Source organism: Mesorhizobium sp. M7A.F.Ca.CA.004.12.1.1 (assembly GCF_003997835.1).
In the GTDB taxonomy this organism is placed as follows: Bacteria; Pseudomonadota; Alphaproteobacteria; order Rhizobiales; family Rhizobiaceae; genus Mesorhizobium.
Window position 1 is genome coordinate 1 of record NZ_RZRK01000013.1, and the last position, 18,777, is coordinate 18,777.

An 18,777-nucleotide genomic window follows, 5' to 3' on the forward strand; every position below is an offset into this window, starting at 1 on the left:
TGCCTGGGAGGACTGGCAATGGACCTTTTCGCCGATCCATCCCCGCAAGAATTCGATGGCGTGTTCACTCATACTGCTGTTCCCTGGCGGCAAAGCCGGTTGGTAATCACAAACGTCGACATCCCGCAAAGGATGCATGTCCCCATTCCAGCCGAGTCGCGGTCGTCCGGCAAGCCAATGCCGTCCAAGGTCCACAGAGCCATAGGAAATCGAGGGGTCAAGAGCATTTTCTGATTCTGGAGGGGTCGGTACCGTTGGCTGGGTCACGCCCAGCGCTGCGCCACTGTTTCTATTTGCTTTTTTCCGGTTTCCGAGCCGATTTCCGTCACAATAGATGGCGCAACACACTACACATTCACAGTTGCTTCGAGGTGCTGCCCTCGGGCGCGCAGGTCGAAGCCGCCGCTATATAGTGACATCCTCCTGCAATGTCGACTCCGCTCGCCATGCTGCTTCTTTCCGCCGCGCCGAAGGCTCCGCAACGGATCAAGAGCAAGTGACGATGGACGCGAACCGGGTGGAGCAAGCCTCGGCGGAATCGCTCAGACGTGCACAGCCACCACCGCCGCGCAGTCGCCGGCCTTGACCAGCCCGGGGAAATGCCGCGCCGCCAGCATGCCCGACATTTTTGCCCGGATCTCCTGCGGGGCGATGCCGGTGCGGCCGGTGGAATGGATGCGCGCCAGCACCGAGCCTTCTTCGACGGGCTCACCGAGATCGACCATGGTTTCGATCATGCCGTCATCTTCGGCGAAGGAGAAACAATCGCCCGACGGCATGTCGAGCCACTGGGTTCGAGTCTTCTCGACCGCACCATCTACAATGCCAGCATGGCGCAGTACGTTGAGAATGCCGCGCCGCGCGATCCGCACCGTCTGCGCACGCGACGTGCCGCCGCCGCCCAGCTCGGTGCTGACGAAGACCTTGCCCATCTCCTCGGCTGCCGTGTCATACATGCCGACGGCGTCGATCTCGATCATGCGCATCGAGAACGGGGCGGCGAAGGCCGCGACCGCGTCGAAGGCTTTCTGTTCCAGCGCCTTGTCGGGCAAAGTATGCGCGGCGCAGAACGGCACGAAGTCCAGCGTCTTGCCGCCGGAATGGAAGTCGAACACGATGTCGGCGCGGGGGAGCAGCTCACGCTGGAAATAGTCGGCGATCTTCTCGGTCACCGTCCCGTCCGGCCGGCCGGGAAAGCTGCGGTTCATGTTGCCCCTGTCGATCGGCGAGGTGCGCGTGCCAGCACGGAAGGCCGGATAGTTCATGGCCGGCACGATGATCACCGTGCCGCTGACTTGCTTGGGATCGAGGGTCCTGGCGAGATCGTAGAGGGCCAGCGGCCCCTCATACTCGTCGCCATGGTTGCCGCCGGTCAGCAGCGCTGCCGGCCCGTTGCCGTTGCGGATGACGCAGATCGGGATCATAACCGAGCCCCACGCGGAATCGTCGCGGCTGTAGGGCAAGCGCAGGAAACCGTGCTGAATGCCGTCGCGGTCGAAATCGACGGTCGGCGCGATCGGCGACGGGCGGGTGCTGGACATCGGGCTCAATCCTTCACCACCAGCTTGCGCGGCACATTGGCCAGGCACTCCACACCGGTTTCGGTGATCAGGATGGACTCGGTGATCTCCAGTCCCATCGTTTCCAGCCACAGGCCGGTCATGAAATGGAAGGTCATGCCGGGCTTGAGCTCGGTGCGGTCGCCGGGACGCAGGCTCATCGTGCGCTCGCCCCAGTCCGGCGGATAGGACAGGCCGATCGAGTAGCCGGTGCGGTTGTCCTTGACGATACCGTATCGCTTGAGGACACCGAAGAAGGCGTTGGCGATGTCCTCGCAGGCGTTGCCGGGTTTCGCGGCAGCCAGCCCGGCTTCCATACCTTCCAGCGTCGCCTTCTCGGCATCGAGGAATTCCTGCGTCGGCTTGCCTAGGAAGACGGTGCGCGACAGCGGGCAGTGATAGCGGTTGTAGCAGCCGGCAATCTCGAAGAAGGTGCCCTCGCCCCGCTTCATCGCTCTGTCATCCCAGGTCAGATGCGGCGCCGAGGCATCGGCACCCGACGGCAGCAGCGGCACGATCGCCGGATAGTCGCCGCCAATACCGTCGACGCCGCGCGTGCCGGCATCATAGATTTCGGCGACGAGATCGCATTTGCGCATGCCGACCTCGATCTTGTCGAAGATGCGCTGATGCATGGCCTCGACGATGCGGGCCGCCTTGCGCATATAATCGATCTCGGTCGGGCTCTTCACCGCACGCTGCCAGTTGACAAGCGCGGTGGCATCGACAAAGCGGGCATTGGGCAGATGCTTCTGCAGCGACGCAAAGGCGGCCGCCGAGAACCAGTAATTGTCCATTTCGACGCCGACTGTCAGCTTGCCCCAGCCGCGATCCGCAAGCACGCTGGCCAAAAAATCCATCGGGTGGCGCTCGGTCGACTGCACATAGTGATCGGCATAGCCGACGATATTGTCGTGCGCGAGATAAGCGGTGCGCTTGGCGCCGTTGGCGTCCTGGCCGCGGCCGTACCAGACCGGCTCGCCCGAAGGCGGCACGATAACCGCCTGGTGCACATAGAACGACCAGCCGTCATAGCCGGTCAACCAGGCCATGTTGGAAGGATCGCTGACAACAAGAAGATCGACGCCCTTGGCCTCCATGGCCTTGCGTGTCTTGGCGAGGCGATCCGCATATTCGCCGCGCGAGAATCTCAGGTTCGGTTGCATTGTTCTTGGTCCTCGTTTGTTGGGCCTTGCGGCCGGTATCAGCTTTGAATCCAACTCGTCGTTCTTGTTTGAGCGTGATCTCTGGACAAACGGAAAACCGTTTGTCCGAGAAAACCGGTTCCCACTTTTCCGGATCATGCTCCTGCGGCCAGCATCAGCTTTCGAAGATGGCCCCGGAACCGGCCACCCGCGCACGGTCTCGAGCGAGCGTGGCGATCGCCGTGTCCTGGACGCCAGTGCCGGTGAGATCGGCGATGGTGATGTCGCTGGCCGAGCGCCGTCCGTGTTTCGCGCCGGCGATGATCTGGCCGAGTTCGGTCACCTCTTCCTCGGCGGCCATCACGCCCGCCGCGATTGCATGATGCAGCTCACCCAGCCGCTTTGTCTGGCGGCCACTGTCAGCGGCATAGAGATCGGCCATGCGCAGGATTGCCGGCGCGATCTCGTTCTTGTGCTCGGCGTCCGATCCCATCGCGGTGATGTGCTGCCCTGCGGAAACGAAGCCGGCCTTGATCAGCGGCTCGGTCGAAGGCGTCGTGGTGACGATGATGTCGGCGCCGGCGACCGCGTTTGCCGCGTCGGGCTCGGCATGCACGAGAATGCCGAGCTTTTCGCGCAGGGCTCCGGCGGTTGCCTCGGCCTTTGCCGCATCGCGTGCCCAGATGCGCGCCTCGGCAATCGGCCGCACCAGCATGAGTGCTTCCAATTGCAGCCCGGCCTGGACGCCAGCGCCGAAGATCGCGGCAACGGACGAGTCCTGCCGCGACAGATGTTTGGCGGCGACGGCGCCGGCAGCAGCGGTTCGGATATCCGTGAGATAGCCGTTGTCGAGCAGCAGCGCTTCGACCAGGCCGGTCTTGGCTGACAGCAGCACCATCATGCCGTTGACGCTGGGCAGGCCGAGCTTCGGATTGTCGAAGAAGCCGGGGCTGATCTTGATGGCGAAACCGTCAATGCCGGGCACATAGGCGGTCTTCACGTCGACCTCGCCGCGATGCTCGGGAATGTCTAGCCGCAGGATCGGCGGCATCGCCACCGGCAGAGTGGCAAGCGCACGGAAGGCGTTTTCGACGCAGGCGACGGCATCGAGATCGAGTGTCACGATCGCCCGCAACTCTTTCTCGGTAAGGATGGTCATCCGGCTCATGCGGCGCGCTCCTTGAGCGATGGCGCTACGCCGCAAACGATTGTGCGGTGCGCGTCCATATCGATGTTGCGACCGGACAGCAGAACAACCACCGGCCCGTCCGACCTGACCTTGCCGGCCAGCAGTGCGGCGATGCCGACAGCGCCCGCGCCCTCGACGATTTCGCGCTCCTGCGCATAGGCGTGACGGATTCCGGCGGCGATCTCGTCTTCGCTGAGCAGGATGACATCATCGAGCAGGTCGCGGCACATGGCGAAGGTCAGCCGATTGTCGAGGCCGATGCCGCCGCCGAGCGAATCCGCCAGCGTCGGCAATTCTTCCACCAATACCGGTTGGCCCGCATCGAGGCTGGCCTTCATCGCCGCGCCACGCGCCATCGAGACACCGATGACTTTTGTCCGGGGGCTGACGCCTTTGATGGCCGTAGCAACCCCTGAGGCGAGCCCACCGCCGGAGAGTTGGACCAGAACGAGGGCGGCATCCGGGACCTGCCCGATTATCTCAAGCCCGACCGTGCCTTGCCCGGCGATAATGTCGGGATGGTCGAAGGGCGGCAGCATCACCAGCCCCTCTTGCGCCACCAGCCGATCGACCTCCTGCTGGGCATCGTCCTGGCTGTCGCCGATAATGCGGACCTCCGCGCCAAGCCGGCGGATCTCGTCGAGCTTGTTGCCGGGCACCAGGCGCGACATGCAGATTACGGCGCGCATGCCCTCAAGCTTCGCCGCATGCGCCAGCGCGCGGCCATGATTGCCGGTCGAGGCCGCGACCACGCCCCGCGCCTTCTGTTCGGCGTTCAACGAGGCGACGGCGTTCGAGGCGCCACGCAGCTTGAAGCTGCCGGTGGTCTGCCGGTGTTCGAGCTTGAGGTGAACGGGGACGCCCAGTTGTTCGGATAGGCTCGGGGACAGCACGGTCGGCGTGCGCTCGACTTTGCCAGCGATACGGTCACGGGCGATACGGATGTCCGCTAGGGCGACGGCGCGCGTCATGGGGCGACCCCCTCTGGCCTGCCGGCCATCTCCCCCTCGAGGGGGGAGATTGGCAGCTTCGACGCTGCCGTTCTTCCTGTCACGTCGGTGATTGGCGAAAGCCGGGCAGCAGCTAATCTCCCCCCTCGAGGGGGAGATGGCCGGCAGGCCAGAGGGGGTCGCTCGTGAATGTGGGACATCGTCTTACTGAACCAACGGCAACGTCATCAGCCGCCCGAACTCAGGATGCGGCGCCTCATCCCCGCACAATCTCAGGCAGTTCCAGGCGGTCGCCTGGTTGCTGGTCACCACGGGACGTCCGATCGCCTTTTCCATGCCGGTGAGCGCGAGGGCGCTACGCAGCGCCGTGCAGGACACGAACAGCGCATCGGCGCTGGCGTCGGTCGCTTCCCGCGCAAGATCGACAAGGGTTGCCGGTGCGATGCGCGCCATCTCGCGGTCGTCCTCGAAACCGAGGCAGGTGAAGCTGACGATCTCGAAGCCGCGCGCCGCGAAATAGGCGGCCATCGGCCTGGATGTCTCGACCGTGTAGGGAGTGAGGATGCTGAGCTTGTTTGCGCCCAGCGCACGCAGCCCGCGCACGCCCGCCATCGGCGGTGTGACCACCGGCACGCCGGGCTTTGCGACCTGGATCGCCGCCTCGATCTCGGCATCGCCGATTACCACCGAGGCCGAAGTGCAGGAATAGCAGATGGCATCGAGCTTCTCGTCCGGCAGGATCAGGGCGGCGCCCGCCGTCAGCGCCGGCTGCATCTTGCGCAGGTTTTCAGGCGTCGTCGGGTTGGCATAGGGAATGCGCGCGACATAGACGCCGACCCGCTCGCTCGCCACCATGCGGCGGAAATCCGGTTCGCTGGTGTGGTCAGTGGCCAGGATGATCAGGCCGATGCGCATGTCGAGCGGGCGTGCATCCAGCGCCGGCCGTTTCGGGTAGATCTTGATCTCGGGCAAGGGTTTCATCGGTTACCTCTCGATCTTGCCGTAGCGGCGTTCCAGCCAGCGCAGCAGCACGACCGAAAACAGACTGATGACCAGGAAGAAAGCACCGACCAAGGTGATCGGCTCGATATAGCGATAGTAGGTGTTGGCGACGCTTTTGGCCTGGTTCATCAGTTCCAGCACGGTGATTGCCGACAGCAGCGGCGTTTCCTTGAACATGGCGATGAAATAATTGGCGAGCGCCGGAATCATCGGCGGGATGGCCTGCGGAATGATGATGTGGGTCCAGGTCTGACTGGCGCTCAAATTGCATGCCTTGGCGGCCTCCCATTGGCCGCGCGGCACATTGTCGATGCCGGCACGATAAACCTCGGCCGTGTAGGTGCCGTAATGCAGCCCGAGCCCGATGACACCGGCGACCAGCGGCGGCAACAGGATGCCGATGTCGGGCAGCACGTAGAAAATGAAATAGAGCTGCACCAGCAGCGGCGTGCCACGGATGAATTCAGCCGCCCAGCCGACCGTGCGCGACAGCGCTTTGTTGGGCGAGCGGCGCGCCAGCGCAATGCCCAGCCCGACGACCGCCGCCAGCACCGAGCCGAGCAGCGTCGCCAGGATGGTGATCTTCACCCCCTGGATCAGCGTCGGCATGATTTCCCAGACGAAATTCCAATCCCATTCCATCAGCAGGCCCAATTTATCAGAAGGAAATTGGCCATCAGGCACGCACCCCATCGAGGCCGCGCGCCATGCGTCGTTCCAGCGAGCGCACGCCCCACGAGATGAGCAGGGCGAGGATGAAATAGATGATCAGGATGGTGGTGAATGGCACCAGGGTGTTGCCGGTCTGGGCGCGCACCACCTGCGCCTGGAAGGTCAGGTCGGTGAGCGAGATCAGCGACACCACGGCGGTCGCCTTGAGCAATTCGATGGCGTTGTTGCCGAAAGTCGGCAGCATCACCAGCAGCGCCTGCGGCAGGATGATGTGGCGCATGCCTTGCCACCGCCCGAGATTGAGCGCGGTGCAGGCCTCATACTGTTCGCGGCCGATCGACTGGATGGCGCCGCGCACGACTTCGGCGGCGTAGGCGCCGACATTGAGGCCGAGCGCCAGCACGCCGGCCTGCAACGGGGTCAACGAAATGCCGATGAAGGGCAGCACGAAATAGGCCCAGAACAACTGCACGAAGATCGAGGTGCCGCGGAAGAATTCGATATAGGCGGTGGCCAACCAACGCAGCGCAAAGAAGCGCGATACGCGCCCCATGCCGGCGAGGAAGGCCATGATCAACGCCAGCACCGACCCCATCAGCGTCAGCTCGATGGTGACAAGCGCTCCCTGCAATATCAGGCCGAAATAGCCGGACCACTGGGTCATTTACGTTCCAACGTTGGGTTTAGCTCCTTCTCCCCGTACGGGGAGAAGATGCCGGCAGGCAGATGAGGGGCGGCACTAGAGTCTCAGAACTTGGCGCCGCCCCTCATCCATCACTTCGTGACACCTTCTCCCCGTTGAACGGGGAGAAGGAAAAATCACTTCGCCGCGCAGAGCTTGTCGCGGCTGGTCGACATCGCCGCCGCCGCCGAGAAGCCGTAGGGTTCGATAATCTTGGCGAACTCGCCTGATTTCTTCATCTTGGCCAGTTCTACGTCGAAGGCGTCGCGCAGTGCCTCATCGCCCTTCTTGAAGGCGGCGCCGTCGCAATAGACCGGTGCGCCCTGCACCGGAGCGATGACTTCGAGGTTCGGATCGTTGGCCTTCTTGACCAGATCATTGATCGACAGGACGGGCAGCGAATAAGCGTCGATGCGACCATCTTGGAGCATCTTCACGCCGCTCTGGCCATCCGGCACGACGATGACGCGATCGCGTGGCACGCCGGCATTGAGCGCGAGCTTCTCCTCGGTGCCGCCGCCTGGCGCGCCGATGGTCGCAGTCGTATCCTTGGCGACATCCTCATAGCTCTTGAAGCCCTTCGGATTGCCCTTCTTCACCAACATCGCCTCGGCATCGCAAAGCACCGGCTCGGAATAGACGACGGCGGCGCAGCGTTCCGGCTTCATGAACAGGCCGGCGGTGACGACATCGAAGCGACCTGCCTGCAGGCCGGGGATCATGGCGCCATATTCAGAGATCGAAGCGGCGACGTCGGCGACGCCGAGCCGCTTGAATATCTCGCGGGCCACATCGGGCGCGGCACCCGAAACCTTGCCATCGGCGGCGACCGCCGTGTAGGGCGGCTCGTTGGCGATGGCGAGGCGAGCGAAACCTTGCGCCTTAAGCTGTTCGAGCTTGCTGTCGTCGGCCGAACCGGGGATAGAGGCGGCCAGCACCGCCGTCAGTGCAAGACCGGCAACGCCGGCCAGAATGCCAAGTTTGTTCATTGTTCCCAACTCCTTGTTTCTTGTCTTGCTTTTGTTACGGGCGGCCTCGCCGCCTTTGATGGCGGCGTTGCCGCCTCGGCATTACGGTCAGACGCGATGTCCGGCCGCGATGATCTTCTTCAGGAAGCCTTGCGTGCGCTCCTGCTTGGGATTGCGGAAAATCTCGTCCGGCTTGCCTTCCTCGACGATTCTGCCACGATCGAAGAACAGCACCCGGTCGGCGAAATCATGGGCGAAACCCATCTCGTGGGTGACCAGCAGCATGGTCATGTCGGTCTCGGCGGCGAGTTTGCGCATGACGTTCATCACCTCCTCGACGAGCTCCGGATCGAGCGCCGACGTCACCTCGTCGAACAGCATGATCTTCGGCGACAGCGCGAGTGCCCGGGCGATCGCGACGCGTTGCTTCTGCCCGCCGGATAGCTGCGCCGGCATGGACTTGGCCTTGTCGGCCATGCCGACCATTTCGAGCAGTTCCATCGCCCGCTTTTCGGCGGCGGCGCGTGGCGTGCCCTTGGTCAGCATCGGCGCCAGCGTGACATTGTCCATGACGCATTTGTGCGGAAACAGGTTGAACAGCTGGAACACCATGCCGATCTTCCGCCGCATCCTTGTCAGATGCCGCTCATCGGCGGGCAGCAGCTGGCCATTGCGTTCCATGTGGTAGAGCTGCTCGCCGTCGATCTGGATATGACCGCCATCGATGCGCTCAAGTGTCATCAGGATGCGCAGGATCGTCGTCTTGCCCGAGCCCGACGGGCCGATCAGCGCCAGCTTCTCGCCGGGCATGACCTGCATCGACAGGCCGTCCAGCACCTTGAAGCTGCCGAAGCTCTTCGAGATGCCGTCGATCTTGATGATGGGCGCTGATGCGGACAAATAAATTCCCCGTGCTGGAGAAGCCTGTGCCCCTTAACGATGCGGAACGCGCCAAATCATGTCAATCGGAAAAATAATATCATGACAATATTTCCCATTCCGCACAATTCTTGAGCAACCAGTGCCGAAGAGTGCGCCGGGATTCGGGTCAGGCCGAGCCGAGAATGGGAGCCTCCGAGAACCGGAACGGAGCGTACTTTTCGTACGTGAGTACCGGAAGCGCAGGAGGCTGCCTTTCGCAGGCCGGCATCACCCGGATAGCGGCGCACTCGCTAGATAGCGAGCAGCAGGTGCTCGGGATCGCCGAGCAAAAGCTTGGTGACAACGCCGAGGCCGGCGCGCAGTTCCCCCTCGGTGGTCGAACCCAGCGAGATACGAACCGCCGGATGCCACGGCGCAGCCGAAATACGGAAGGACGTGCCGGGTGCAATCGCCACGCCCTGCAGGCGAGCCTGGGCGACAAAGCTTTCCTCAGCCCGGTCGGCCGGCAGTTGCAGCCAGACATGCAACCCGTCGCGCCGGGCGCGATAGTCCACCCCCGCCAGCACTTGCGCTGCAATATCCTGCCGGCGCCGCAAAGCCGCGCGCTGCCAGTGGACAAGCTCCATCGCCGTGCCGTCGGTCACCCATTTGGTGGCGATCTCGGCCACCAGCGGCGTCGCCATCCAGTTCGAGACCAGATGCCGGTTGGCGACGGCGGCGACGTAGCGGTCGGGCGCGGCCAGATAGCCGATGCGCAGACCGGGCACGGTGATCTTGGTGAAGGAGGTGACGTAGAGCGTGCGCTCCGGCGCGAACGCGGCAACCGGCGGCGGCCGGTCTTCGACCAGCGGACCGAGCACATCGTTCTCGATGATGGCGATGTCGTGCTTGCGCGCGACCGCGGCGATCTCTTCTCGCCGCCGCGCATCCATCAGGGTCGCCGTCGGGTTGATCACCGAGGGCTGCACGAAGACCGCGCGGATGTCGGAAAGCCGGCAGGCCTCGTCCAGCGCTTCCGGGATCAGGCCGTTGTCGTCGATCGGCAGGCCTTCCAGATTGAAGCCGAGATAGCGTGCCAACGGCACCAGCGTATGGTGGCCGATCGCCTCGGTGGCAACCGTCGAACCCGGCGGCGCGACGCTCATCAGCGCCACGGTCATGCCGGCGGTGGCGCCGTTGGTCAGGCTGACGTTCTGCGGCGATGCATCGAGGCCACAAAGCCTCAGCCATTCGACCGCCACCGCGCGGTGGCGCGGAAACACCATGTTGGGCCGGAACGAAAGTGCTGAACTCGACGGCAGGTTCTCAGCCAGCCAGCCCAGTGCTTGTTTCAGCCGCTCCAGATGCATCGGCTCACAAACCGGTTTCAGGATCGACAGGTCGATGACTTCGCCGAGCCGCTCGGGCAGATATGGCGGCTCCGGCTCGCGGCGCTGCGTCTGGACGAAGCTGCCGCGGCCGATCTCGCCCGAAATCAGGCCGCGACGGATCAGTTCCTCATAGGCGCGGCTGACCGTCTGCACCGAAAGTTTCAGATCGTCGGCCAGCCTGCGATGGGTCGGCAGCCGCGCACCATTGGCCAGGCGCCCGTCATGGATGGCACGCGCGAACTGGTCGGCCAGCGATTGATATGCCGGCCGCCTGATGAGTGCGGGATCGGGTTGCCACAATGTCATGACTTATTAGAGATCGAAATCAGTGCAATTGACAATCGAAATAATGCGCCGTCATGGTACTCGGACGAAAAGTGAGCTCTGATGACATCAGCGAAACTCGACCCGATCGACCTGAAAATCCTCGACGCCATCCAGCGCGACGGACGCATTACCAAGCTGGCGCTGGCCGAGCAGGTCGGCCTGTCGCCGACGCCGTGCTGGATGCGGCTGCGCAAGCTGGAAAAGGCCGGCATCGTCTCGGGCTATCACGCCAGGATCGCCATGCGCGTCGTGGCACCCGTCGCCACCGTGCTGATGGAGGTGACCCTGGCCAACCACCGCCAGGCCGATTTCGACCGCTTCGAGCGCGTCATCCGAGACATCCCAGAGATCGTCGCCTGCTGGTCGGTGGGCGGCGGCGTCGACTATGTGCTGAAGGTGATGGCGCGCGACATCGACGCCTATCAGCGGCTGGTCGACGGCTTGCTCGACCGCGAAATCGGCATCGATCGCTACTTCACCTACATCGTCATCAAGACAGTGAAGGACGAGATCGCGCTGCCCATAGCCGACCTGCTGCCGGCGCAAGCATGAGGTCAATCTCCCCTACCGTACACCCAGGAGACTGATCGAAACCCCCGTCACGTCGTCATCCTGGGGCGAAGCAAGGAGCGCAGCGACGCGGCGCAGACCCCAGGATCCATGCCGCGACTTCAAAGCGCTGCTGCGGTGCAGAATTCTGCTCCGCTGCATTCCTCGACCAAGATCACGGCATGGATCCTCGGGTCTGCGCCGCGTCGCTTCGCTCCTGCTCCGCCCGTGGATGACGAAGGCGGGGAGGCTTCGGCCAATCTCCAGGTTTAGTGCCGCCCACCGGTCAGCAGAGAGATCATCTGCGCCCGCGGGCCAATAGAGACAATCTCTCTCTATGGGGCTGTCCAAACAGCCTTTCTGTCTGCATCGGGACGGATAATCTTCCCGCATCAGTCCGAACCGGGAGGTCTCGACCATGTCCGCGCATTTCGCCCGCTCGCATCGCCATGAAGCGCTCGATCGCCTCGCCGACCGCCGGCTGCTGCGTGAACTCGCCTATGTCGATGGCCACTGGACGGCGAGCGAGGCTGCCGAAAGCTTCGAAGTCACCGACCCGGCCACCGGCACCACAGTCGCTTTCGTCGCCGCGCTCGACGGCCGGCAGACGACGAAGGCGATCGATGCCGCCGCGCGCGCCTTCCCGGCGTGGCGGGCGCTGTTGCCGCAGGAGCGCTCGAAAATCCTGCGGAAATGGTTCGAGTTGATCATCGCTGCAAAGCAAGACCTCGCTCTGCTGATGACGCTGGAACAGGGCAAGCCGCTGCAGGAGTCGCTGGGCGAAATCGACTATGCCGCTTCCTTCGTCGAATGGTATGCCGAAGAAGCAAAACGCTTGAATGCCGAGAGCGTCACAAGCCATCTGCCGGGCGCCGAGATGATGGTGCGACGCGAGCCGCTCGGTGTCGTCGGCGTCGTCACGCCGTGGAATTTTCCGTCGGCGATGCTGACCCGCAAGGCTGCGGCAGCCCTTGCCGCCGGCTGCACGATCGTTGCGCATCCGTCCTCGGAAACACCGCTGTCGGCGCTGGCGCTGGCCGAACTCGGCGAACGCGCCGGCTTGCCCGCCGGCGTCTTCAACATCATCACCGGCAAGGCTTCGACCATCGTCGGCCGGATGTGCGAAGATCCGCGCGTCCGTGCCATGAGCTTTACCGGCTCGACCGAGATCGGCCGGCTGATCGCCGCGCAAAGTGCTGCGACGATGAAGCGGCTGGTGATGGAGCTTGGCGGCCACGCCCCGCTGATCGTCTTTGCCGATGCCGATCTGGACAAAGCGGTTGATATCGCCATCGACGCCAAATTCGCCACGTCGGGCCAGGACTGCCTCGCTGCCAACCGTATCTATGTCCAGCGTCCGATCTACGATCGGTTCTGCGCCGCCTTCGCCAAGCGTATCGAGACGTTGCGGACCGGCAATGGCCTTGCTGATAGCACCGACATCGGCCCGCTGATGCACGAGCGCGCCGTCAAGAAGGTCGAGGAACAGGTCGCCGATGCCATCGCTCACGGCGCGCGCTGCCTCACCGGCGGCAAGCGGCACCAGGCTGGCCCACTGTTCTATCAGCCGACGCTGCTGGCCGATGTCACCGATGAAGCACTGATCATGCGCGAGGAGACGTTTGGTCCGGTTGCCGCCGTGACGCCGTTCGACAGCGAGGATGAAGTGATTGCCCGCGCCAACGCTACCGAATATGGCCTCGTTGCCTATGTCGTGACCGAGAATGGCGGCCGGCAGCAGCGCATGGGCCGCGCGCTCGACTACGGCATGGTCGCCATCAACCGCGTCAAGATCACCGGCGCGCCGATTCCGTTCGGCGGCGTCAAGCAATCGGGCATCGGGCGCGAAGGCTCGCGCCACGGACTCGAGGCTTTCACCGATCTCAAATATCTCTGCCTGGATGTAGCTTAAGCTGCGCCGGAATCGCCGTTTTGTCAGGAGTCAAAAGAATGCTCGACCAGTCCAACGAACTCGCCGCCTGGGATCGCGACCACTTCTTCCATCCCTCGACCCATATGGGCACGCATGCGCGGGGCGAAAGCCCGACGCGCATCATGGCCGGCGGTGAAGGCGTCACCGTCTGGGACAACAATGGCAAGAAGAGCCTCGATGCCTTCGCCGGCCTCTATTGTGTCAATGTCGGCTACGGCCGTCAGAAGATCGCCGATGCCATCGCCGCCCAGGCGAAGAACCTCGCCTACTACCACGCCTATGTCGGCCACGGCACCGAGGCCTCGATCACGCTGGCCAAGATGATCATCGATCGCGCGCCGCAGGGCATGTCGCGCGTCTATTTCGGCCTCTCCGGTTCCGATGCCAACGAAACCAACATCAAGCTGATCTGGTACTACAACAACGTGCTCGGCCGGCCGGAGAAGAAGAAGATCATTTCGCGCTGGCGCGGCTATCACGGCTCGGGCGTGATGACTGGATCGCTGACCGGGCTCGACCTGTTCCACAACGCCTTCGACCTGCCGCGCGCACCGATCCTGCACACCGAGGCGCCCTACTATTTCCGCCGCGCCGACCGCTCGATGAGCGAGGAGCAATTTTCTCAGCATTGCGCCGACAAGCTCGAGGAGATGATCCTGGCTGAGGGTCCGGAAACCGTCGCGGCCTTCATCGGCGAGCCGATCCTCGGCACCGGCGGCATCGTGCCGCCGCCGGCCGGCTATTGGGAAAAGATCCAGGCGGTGCTGAAGAAGTACGACGTGCTTCTGGTCGCCGACGAGGTGGTGACGGGCTTCGGCCGGCTGGGCACCATGTTCGGCTCCGACCATTACGGCATCAAGCCGGACCTGATCACCATCGCCAAGGGCCTGACCTCGGCCTATGCGCCGCTGTCGGGCGTCATCGTCGCCGACAAGATGTGGCAGGTGCTGGTTGAGGGCTCCGACAAGCTCGGTTCGCTCGGTCATGGCTGGACCTATTCGGCGCATCCGATCTGCGTCGCCGCCGGTGTGGCCAATCTCGAACTGATCGACGAGATGGATTTGCTGACAAATGCCCGCGAGACCGGCGCCTATTTCCGCGCCGAACTGGCCAAGGCGGTCGGCGGCCACACGAATGTCGGGGACGTCCGCGGCGACGGCATGCTGGCGGCGGTGGAATTCGTTGCCGACAAGGACGACCGGGTGTTCTTCGACGCCTCGCTCAAGATCGGCCCGCAGGTGGCGACGGCACTTGCCGCAAGCGGCGTCATCGGCCGCGCCATGCCGCAGGGCGATATTCTCGGCTTCGCGCCGCCGCTCTGCCTGACCCGCGAGGAAGCCGACATCGTCGTGTCGAAGACCGCCGATGCCGTGAAGAGCGTGTTTGCCAATCTCTGAGATCGACCGATGAATGCCATGATCAGAACCCTCCCCGCCACCATGGCCGCCGTGCTGCTCACCGGGCACGGCGGACCGGAAAAACTCGTCTACCGCAGCGATGTGAAAGTGCCCGGGCCCGCTCCCGGTGAAGTGCTGGTCAAGGTCAGCGCTTGCGGGATGAACAACACCGATGTCTGGGTGCGCCAGGGCGCCTATGGCACGGAGGAGGACGCTGCCGCCGTGTCGACATGGCGCCGCCAGGGCAACACGCTTGTTTTCCCGCGCATCCAGGGCACGGACACCGTCGGTATCGTCGCCGCCGTCGGCGAAGGCGTATCGCCGGACCGTATCGGCGAACGGGTGATGGTCGATTTCTCGATCTACAACCGCGACGACGATTCACTCGCCGACATCGATTATATGGGCCATGGCCGCGATGGCGGTTACGCCGAATACCAGGCCGTGCCGGCCGAGAACGCTCATGTCATCGACACCGACATGAGCGATATCGAACTCGCCACCTTCTGCTGCGCTTACCTCACCGGTGAACAGATGCTGGAGCGCGCCGCGCTCAAGGCCGGCGAGCGTGTGCTGGTCACAGGCGCCTCGGGTGGTGTCGGTTCGGGCATCGTGCAACTGGCACGGGCGCGCGGCGCCATTCCCTATGCGGTCGTCGGCAAGGGCAAGGAACAGGCGGTGCGCGACATCGGGGCCGAGGTTGTCATCACCCGTGGTGTTGCCGACCTGCCGCGAGCCGTGAACGAGGCGACCGGAGGCCAGCCGATCGACGTGGTGGCCGACCTCGTCGGCGGCGCCATCTTCAACGACCTGTTGCGTATTCTCAGGCCCGAGGGCCGTTACACTACCGCAGGCGCGATTGCCGGCCCGGTCGTGCAGTTCGATCTCAGGACCATGTACCTGAAGCAGTTGCAGCTGCATGGCTCAAGCCAGGGCACGCGCGCGGATTTCCGCCGCATCGTTGGCTACATCGAGGCGAGAAAGATCCGGCCGCTGGTCGGCGGCGTCTACAAGCTCTCCGATTTCCACCATGCGCAGGCGGATTTCATCGCCAAGGATTTCGTCGGCAAGCTGGTGGTGGTGCCGGATGCCATGTGGGGCTCGGCTGGCTGAACAACGCTCGTCTCAACCGTGCTGGGCCGCTCTCAGCAGCATGCCGAACAGGTCGCGCGGCTCGTCGGGGTCGGCCAGCATGTCGAGTTCCTGGTAGAGGCCAGTCGAGCGCAGCTGATCCCTGACATAGCGCAGCGCCGAAAAATCCTCGATGGCGAAGCCGACCGAATCGAACAGCGTGATCTGACCGGGATCGCGCCGGCCTTGTACGGCGCCCGACATCACCTGCCACAGCTCGATCACCTCATGATCCGGCGCAAGCTGCTGGATCTCGCCCTCGATGCGCGTCTGCGGCGGATATTCGACGAAGATATCGGAGCGCAGCAGGATATCGCGGTGCAGTTCGGTCTTGCCCGGACAGTCGCCGCCGACCGCGTTGATGTGCACGCCGGAGCCGACCATATTGTCGGTGAGGATGGTGGCGTACTGCTTGTCGGCGGTGACGGTGGTGATGATGTCGGCTCCCTCGACCGCCTCCTGCGCGGTGCCGCAGGCGACCATGTCGAAGCCGAGACCGGCGAGATTGCGGATGCATTTTTCGGTGGCAGTGCGGTCGATGTCGTAAAGCCTCAGCCTGTCGACGCCGAGCAGCGCCTTGAAGGCCACCGCCTGGAATTCGGCCTGGGCGCCGTTGCCGATCAGCGCCATGCAGCTGGAGCCGGCCGGCGCCAGGTATTTGGCGGCCAGAGCCGACATCGCCGCCGTGCGCAGTGCGGTCAGGATCGTCATTTCGGATAGCAAGACAGGATAGCCATTGTGGACATCGGCGAGCATGCCGAAAGCGGTCACCGTCTGGCGGCCTTCGCGCATGTTCTTGGGATGGCCGTTGACGTATTTGAAGCCGTAGACCTCGCCGTCGCTGGTCGGCATCAGCTCGATGACGCCCTCGGCGCTGTGCGAGGCGACGCGCGGCGTCTTGTCGAACAGCTCCCAGCGGCGGAAATCATCCTCGATGTAGCCGGCCAGTTCGACGAGGAAGCGCTCGACGCCGATCTTCAGCACCAGCTTCATCATATGATCGACGCTGACGAAGGGCACGATGTTGAGATTGGGGATCATTTTTTCTTATCCTTGCCGCATGCGGGCGGTCAGTCCTGGCGATGCGCGTTGTGCGCCTTCATCATCGCCGCCAGCGCCGGATCGTTTTGTTCCAGCGCCCCGATAGCTCCGCCCGTGTCGTAGAGGCGCTCATCCTGTCCCATCTTGAACTTGGCTTCGAGCCGTTCGATCGGCAGGTCAAACCCAAGGATATGCGGTATGCGCCGCTCCATGCCGCCTGGTCCCAGTTCGCGCATGCACCAGCGGTCGTCGCGCTCCTTCTCCAGCACGTCGACAAGCTGCAGGAGATGCCGGGCGGTGGCATGATCGTCGAGCGGCACCGGATGCCCATGACAATGCACGACAGCAAAATTCCAGGTCGGCGCGCTGTCGCGCACCGGATTGCGCGGATACCAGGACGGCGAGATGTAGCCATGCGGACCGTGAAAGATGGCGACCGTCTCCCTGCCCTCGGCGATCAGCGCGCTGTGCGGATTGGCCCTGGCGAGATGCGAGACCAGCGTTCCGTTTTCACCCCGCGCGCGATCGAGCACGAAGGGAAGATGCGAGACGACAAGACCCTGCGGTCCCGATGTCACCACCGCGGCGAAGGCCGCGGCCTCGATCAGGCCGAACACCTCGTCGCGCGACAGTGGCGCGAACTCGAGCTTGGTATACATCAGGTCAGCTTCGCTGGGCGCGAACCGCCGGGATCAGGCCTTGCGGGCGAACCAGCAGCACGGCGATGACGCCCGACAGCACGATGGCGTCGCGATAGGGCGCGATCGCTCCCGGCAGTGTCGCCTGCAACAGCACCTCGATGATGCCGAGCAGGAAGCCGCCGGCGACCGCACCGGGCAGGCTGCCCAGCCCGCCGACGACGGCGGCGATGAAGGCCTTCAACACCGGCGTAAAGCCCATCAGCGGATCGACCGAGGCACGCTGCGCCACCCACAGCATGGCCGCCAGCCCGGCCAGCAGGCCGGAGAGCAGGAAGGCGGTGGCGATGATGCGGCTGGCCGGAATGCCCATCAGGCGCACGACGTCGAAATCTTCCGCCGCGGCGCGCATCGCCGTGCCGGTCACCGAGCGGCGCAGGAAGACTTCCAGCGCAATCAGCGCCAGTGCGGAGACGACGATGGAGATGCTGGGACCGACGCCGATGGTGAAGTCGCCGAAGGAGAAGGCGCCGGTCATCCAGCTAGGCATGGCGACAGCTTGCGGCCGTGCCGAGATGCCGTTCTGGAAGACGACCTTCAGCAAGCTGGAAACCGCGAAGCTGGTCAACAGCAGGCTGGTGACGCTGGCGCCGCGCATGGGCCTGAAGGCGATACGCTCCATGGCGACGGCGGCGAGCGCGCCGCAGGAGACGGCGACAAGCACCGCCACCGGGAACGGGAAGCCGAGCACCAGCGAGGCCAGAAGCGCATAGCCCGACAGCGTCATCAGCTCGCCATGGGCGAAGTTGATGAGGCCGACGATGGAAAAGACGATCGCCAGCCCGAGCGCCAGCAGGGCATAGACGCCGCCGAGGCTCACCGCATTGATGATCTGCTGCGCGATCATGCTTCTTAAGCTCCCAGATAGGCTTGGCGGACGAGGTCCGATGAAGCGAGTTCTTTTGCCGTGCCCGACAGCACCACCTCGCCATTGGCGAGCACAACGGCGCGGTCGGCGATTTCGAGCGCCAGCGCCACATTCTGTTCGACCAGCAGGATGGTCAGGCCCTTGCGGCGCAGTTCGGCGATCAGGTCGAAGACGGTGTCGATCAGTTGCGGGGCAAGGCCGAGCGAGGGCTCGTCGAGCAGGATCATGCGCGGCTTGCCCATCAGCGCGCGGGCGATGGCCAGCATCTGCTGTTCGCCGCCCGACAGATTGCCGCCCTTGACGCGGTGGTAGCGGCGCAGGATCGGGAACAACTCCAGCATCTCCTCCTCGCGCAGCCTTGCCTCGGCCGCCGGCTGATGCACTGCGCCGCCGAGACGCAGATTGTCGGCCACC

18 protein-coding genes are annotated in these 18,777 nt (G+C 64.1%); 4 read left to right on the forward strand and 14 right to left on the reverse strand.

Annotation, left to right across the window (positions count from 1 at the left end; genetic code table 11):
• Positions 1-542: 542 nt before the first annotated feature.
• The 10 genes from doeB to EN984_RS01545 all read right to left on the reverse strand — a co-directional run bounded on the left by doeB (position 543) and on the right by EN984_RS01545 (position 10,725).
• Complete coding sequence (doeB, locus tag EN984_RS01495; protein ID WP_127272431.1) at positions 543-1,541, reverse strand: N(2)-acetyl-L-2,4-diaminobutanoate deacetylase DoeB; 999 nt, start codon at positions 1,539-1,541, stop codon at positions 543-545.
• A 5-nt stretch (positions 1,542-1,546) separates the two neighbouring features.
• Positions 1,547-2,725, reverse strand: a complete 1,179-nt coding sequence (gene doeA / locus EN984_RS01500; protein WP_127271633.1) for an ectoine hydrolase DoeA — start codon at positions 2,723-2,725, stop codon at positions 1,547-1,549.
• Between the two features lie 154 nt (positions 2,726-2,879).
• Positions 2,880-3,872 (reverse strand): ectoine utilization protein EutC, encoded by a 993-nt coding sequence (gene eutC / locus EN984_RS01505; protein WP_127273333.1) that lies wholly within the window; start codon positions 3,870-3,872, stop codon positions 2,880-2,882.
• Positions 3,869-4,864: a hydroxyectoine utilization dehydratase EutB gene (gene eutB, locus EN984_RS01510; protein ID WP_127270570.1), complete on the reverse strand. Its 996-nt coding sequence runs from the start codon at positions 4,862-4,864 to the stop codon at positions 3,869-3,871. Before eutB ends, eutC begins: the two co-directional genes overlap by 4 nt.
• 183 nt (positions 4,865-5,047) lie before the next feature.
• A complete protein-coding gene (eutA, locus tag EN984_RS01520; RefSeq protein ID WP_127270572.1) occupies positions 5,048-5,824 on the reverse strand; it encodes an ectoine utilization protein EutA in 777 nt (258 codons plus the stop codon).
• A gap of 3 nt (positions 5,825-5,827) precedes the next feature.
• Entirely contained in the window at positions 5,828-6,487 is a 660-nt protein-coding gene (gene ehuD / locus EN984_RS01525) for an ectoine/hydroxyectoine ABC transporter permease subunit EhuD (protein ID WP_127270574.1), read from the reverse strand.
• A 34-nt stretch (positions 6,488-6,521) separates the two neighbouring features.
• Complete coding sequence (gene ehuC, locus EN984_RS01530) at positions 6,522-7,181, reverse strand: ectoine/hydroxyectoine ABC transporter permease subunit EhuC (RefSeq protein WP_013530328.1); 660 nt, start codon at positions 7,179-7,181, stop codon at positions 6,522-6,524.
• Positions 7,182-7,336: 155 nt separating this feature from the next.
• The gene (gene ehuB / locus EN984_RS01535; protein ID WP_127272429.1) at positions 7,337-8,188 is read right to left on the reverse strand and encodes an ectoine/hydroxyectoine ABC transporter substrate-binding protein EhuB; all 852 of its coding nucleotides are present in this window, start codon (positions 8,186-8,188) and stop codon (positions 7,337-7,339) included.
• A gap of 87 nt (positions 8,189-8,275) precedes the next feature.
• Positions 8,276-9,067: an ectoine/hydroxyectoine ABC transporter ATP-binding protein EhuA gene (gene ehuA, locus EN984_RS01540; RefSeq protein WP_127271555.1), complete on the reverse strand. Its 792-nt coding sequence runs from the start codon at positions 9,065-9,067 to the stop codon at positions 8,276-8,278.
• A gap of 272 nt (positions 9,068-9,339) precedes the next feature.
• Positions 9,340-10,725: a PLP-dependent aminotransferase family protein gene (locus EN984_RS01545; RefSeq protein ID WP_127272428.1), complete on the reverse strand. Its 1,386-nt coding sequence runs from the start codon at positions 10,723-10,725 to the stop codon at positions 9,340-9,342.
• A gap of 81 nt (positions 10,726-10,806) precedes the next feature.
• Here EN984_RS01545 and EN984_RS01550 point away from each other — a divergent pair, with 81 nt between their 5' ends.
• The 4 genes from EN984_RS01550 (at position 10,807) to EN984_RS01565 (ending at position 15,738) form a co-directional block, all read left to right on the forward strand.
• Positions 10,807-11,298, forward strand: a complete 492-nt coding sequence (locus EN984_RS01550; RefSeq protein ID WP_127269511.1) for an Lrp/AsnC family transcriptional regulator — start codon at positions 10,807-10,809, stop codon at positions 11,296-11,298.
• Positions 11,299-11,713: 415 nt separating this feature from the next.
• The gene (locus EN984_RS01555) at positions 11,714-13,207 is read left to right on the forward strand and encodes an NAD-dependent succinate-semialdehyde dehydrogenase (protein WP_127269510.1); all 1,494 of its coding nucleotides are present in this window, start codon (positions 11,714-11,716) and stop codon (positions 13,205-13,207) included.
• Between the two features lie 38 nt (positions 13,208-13,245).
• Positions 13,246-14,625, forward strand: a complete 1,380-nt coding sequence (locus tag EN984_RS01560) for an aspartate aminotransferase family protein (RefSeq protein WP_127272619.1) — start codon at positions 13,246-13,248, stop codon at positions 14,623-14,625.
• Between the two features lie 9 nt (positions 14,626-14,634).
• The gene (locus tag EN984_RS01565; protein WP_127269892.1) at positions 14,635-15,738 is read left to right on the forward strand and encodes an alcohol dehydrogenase family protein; all 1,104 of its coding nucleotides are present in this window, start codon (positions 14,635-14,637) and stop codon (positions 15,736-15,738) included.
• A 12-nt stretch (positions 15,739-15,750) separates the two neighbouring features.
• On the opposite strand, the gene EN984_RS01570 is transcribed toward EN984_RS01565, so the two are convergent.
• The 4 genes from EN984_RS01570 to EN984_RS01585 all read right to left on the reverse strand — a co-directional run.
• Positions 15,751-16,797 carry an ornithine cyclodeaminase gene (locus tag EN984_RS01570; RefSeq protein ID WP_127269890.1) on the reverse strand — a complete coding sequence of 349 codons (1,047 nt, stop codon included), beginning with the start codon at positions 16,795-16,797 and terminating at the stop codon, positions 15,751-15,753.
• Positions 16,798-16,826: 29 nt separating this feature from the next.
• On the reverse strand, positions 16,827-17,456 hold the full coding sequence (locus tag EN984_RS01575) for an FMN-binding negative transcriptional regulator (RefSeq protein WP_127269888.1): 630 nt from the start codon (positions 17,454-17,456) through the stop codon (positions 16,827-16,829).
• A gap of 4 nt (positions 17,457-17,460) precedes the next feature.
• Positions 17,461-18,342: a branched-chain amino acid ABC transporter permease gene (locus EN984_RS01580; RefSeq protein ID WP_127269886.1), complete on the reverse strand. Its 882-nt coding sequence runs from the start codon at positions 18,340-18,342 to the stop codon at positions 17,461-17,463.
• Positions 18,343-18,347: 5 nt separating this feature from the next.
• A partial coding sequence (locus tag EN984_RS01585; protein WP_127383612.1) for an ATP-binding cassette domain-containing protein occupies positions 18,348-18,777 on the reverse strand: 430 nt, incomplete at its 5' end.

Excerpts from the sequence above, each read along its gene's own strand:
- EN984_RS01580 (WP_127269886.1), bottom strand. The coding sequence starts at position 18,342 with ATGATCGCGCAGCAGATCATCAATGCGGTGAGCCTCGGCGGCGTCTAT.
- doeA (WP_127271633.1), bottom strand. The coding sequence starts at position 2,725 with ATGCAACCGAACCTGAGATTCTCGCGCGGCGAATATGCGGATCGCCTC.
- EN984_RS01545 (WP_127272428.1), bottom strand. The coding sequence starts at position 10,725 with ATGACATTGTGGCAACCCGATCCCGCACTCATCAGGCGGCCGGCATAT.
- EN984_RS01565 (WP_127269892.1), top strand. The coding sequence starts at position 14,635 with ATGAATGCCATGATCAGAACCCTCCCCGCCACCATGGCCGCCGTGCTG.
- ehuD (WP_127270574.1), bottom strand. The coding sequence starts at position 6,487 with ATGGAATGGGATTGGAATTTCGTCTGGGAAATCATGCCGACGCTGATC.
- EN984_RS01575 (WP_127269888.1), bottom strand. The coding sequence starts at position 17,456 with ATGTATACCAAGCTCGAGTTCGCGCCACTGTCGCGCGACGAGGTGTTC.
- ehuB (WP_127272429.1), bottom strand. The coding sequence starts at position 8,188 with ATGAACAAACTTGGCATTCTGGCCGGCGTTGCCGGTCTTGCACTGACG.
- doeB (WP_127272431.1), bottom strand. The coding sequence starts at position 1,541 with ATGTCCAGCACCCGCCCGTCGCCGATCGCGCCGACCGTCGATTTCGAC.
- EN984_RS01555 (WP_127269510.1), top strand. The coding sequence starts at position 11,714 with ATGTCCGCGCATTTCGCCCGCTCGCATCGCCATGAAGCGCTCGATCGC.
- EN984_RS01550 (WP_127269511.1), top strand. The coding sequence starts at position 10,807 with ATGACATCAGCGAAACTCGACCCGATCGACCTGAAAATCCTCGACGCC.
- EN984_RS01570 (WP_127269890.1), bottom strand. The coding sequence starts at position 16,797 with ATGATCCCCAATCTCAACATCGTGCCCTTCGTCAGCGTCGATCATATG.
- ehuC (WP_013530328.1), bottom strand. The coding sequence starts at position 7,181 with ATGACCCAGTGGTCCGGCTATTTCGGCCTGATATTGCAGGGAGCGCTT.
- EN984_RS01560 (WP_127272619.1), top strand. The coding sequence starts at position 13,246 with ATGCTCGACCAGTCCAACGAACTCGCCGCCTGGGATCGCGACCACTTC.
- eutC (WP_127273333.1), bottom strand. The coding sequence starts at position 3,872 with ATGAGCCGGATGACCATCCTTACCGAGAAAGAGTTGCGGGCGATCGTG.
- eutA (WP_127270572.1), bottom strand. The coding sequence starts at position 5,824 with ATGAAACCCTTGCCCGAGATCAAGATCTACCCGAAACGGCCGGCGCTG.
- eutB (WP_127270570.1), bottom strand. The coding sequence starts at position 4,864 with ATGACGCGCGCCGTCGCCCTAGCGGACATCCGTATCGCCCGTGACCGT.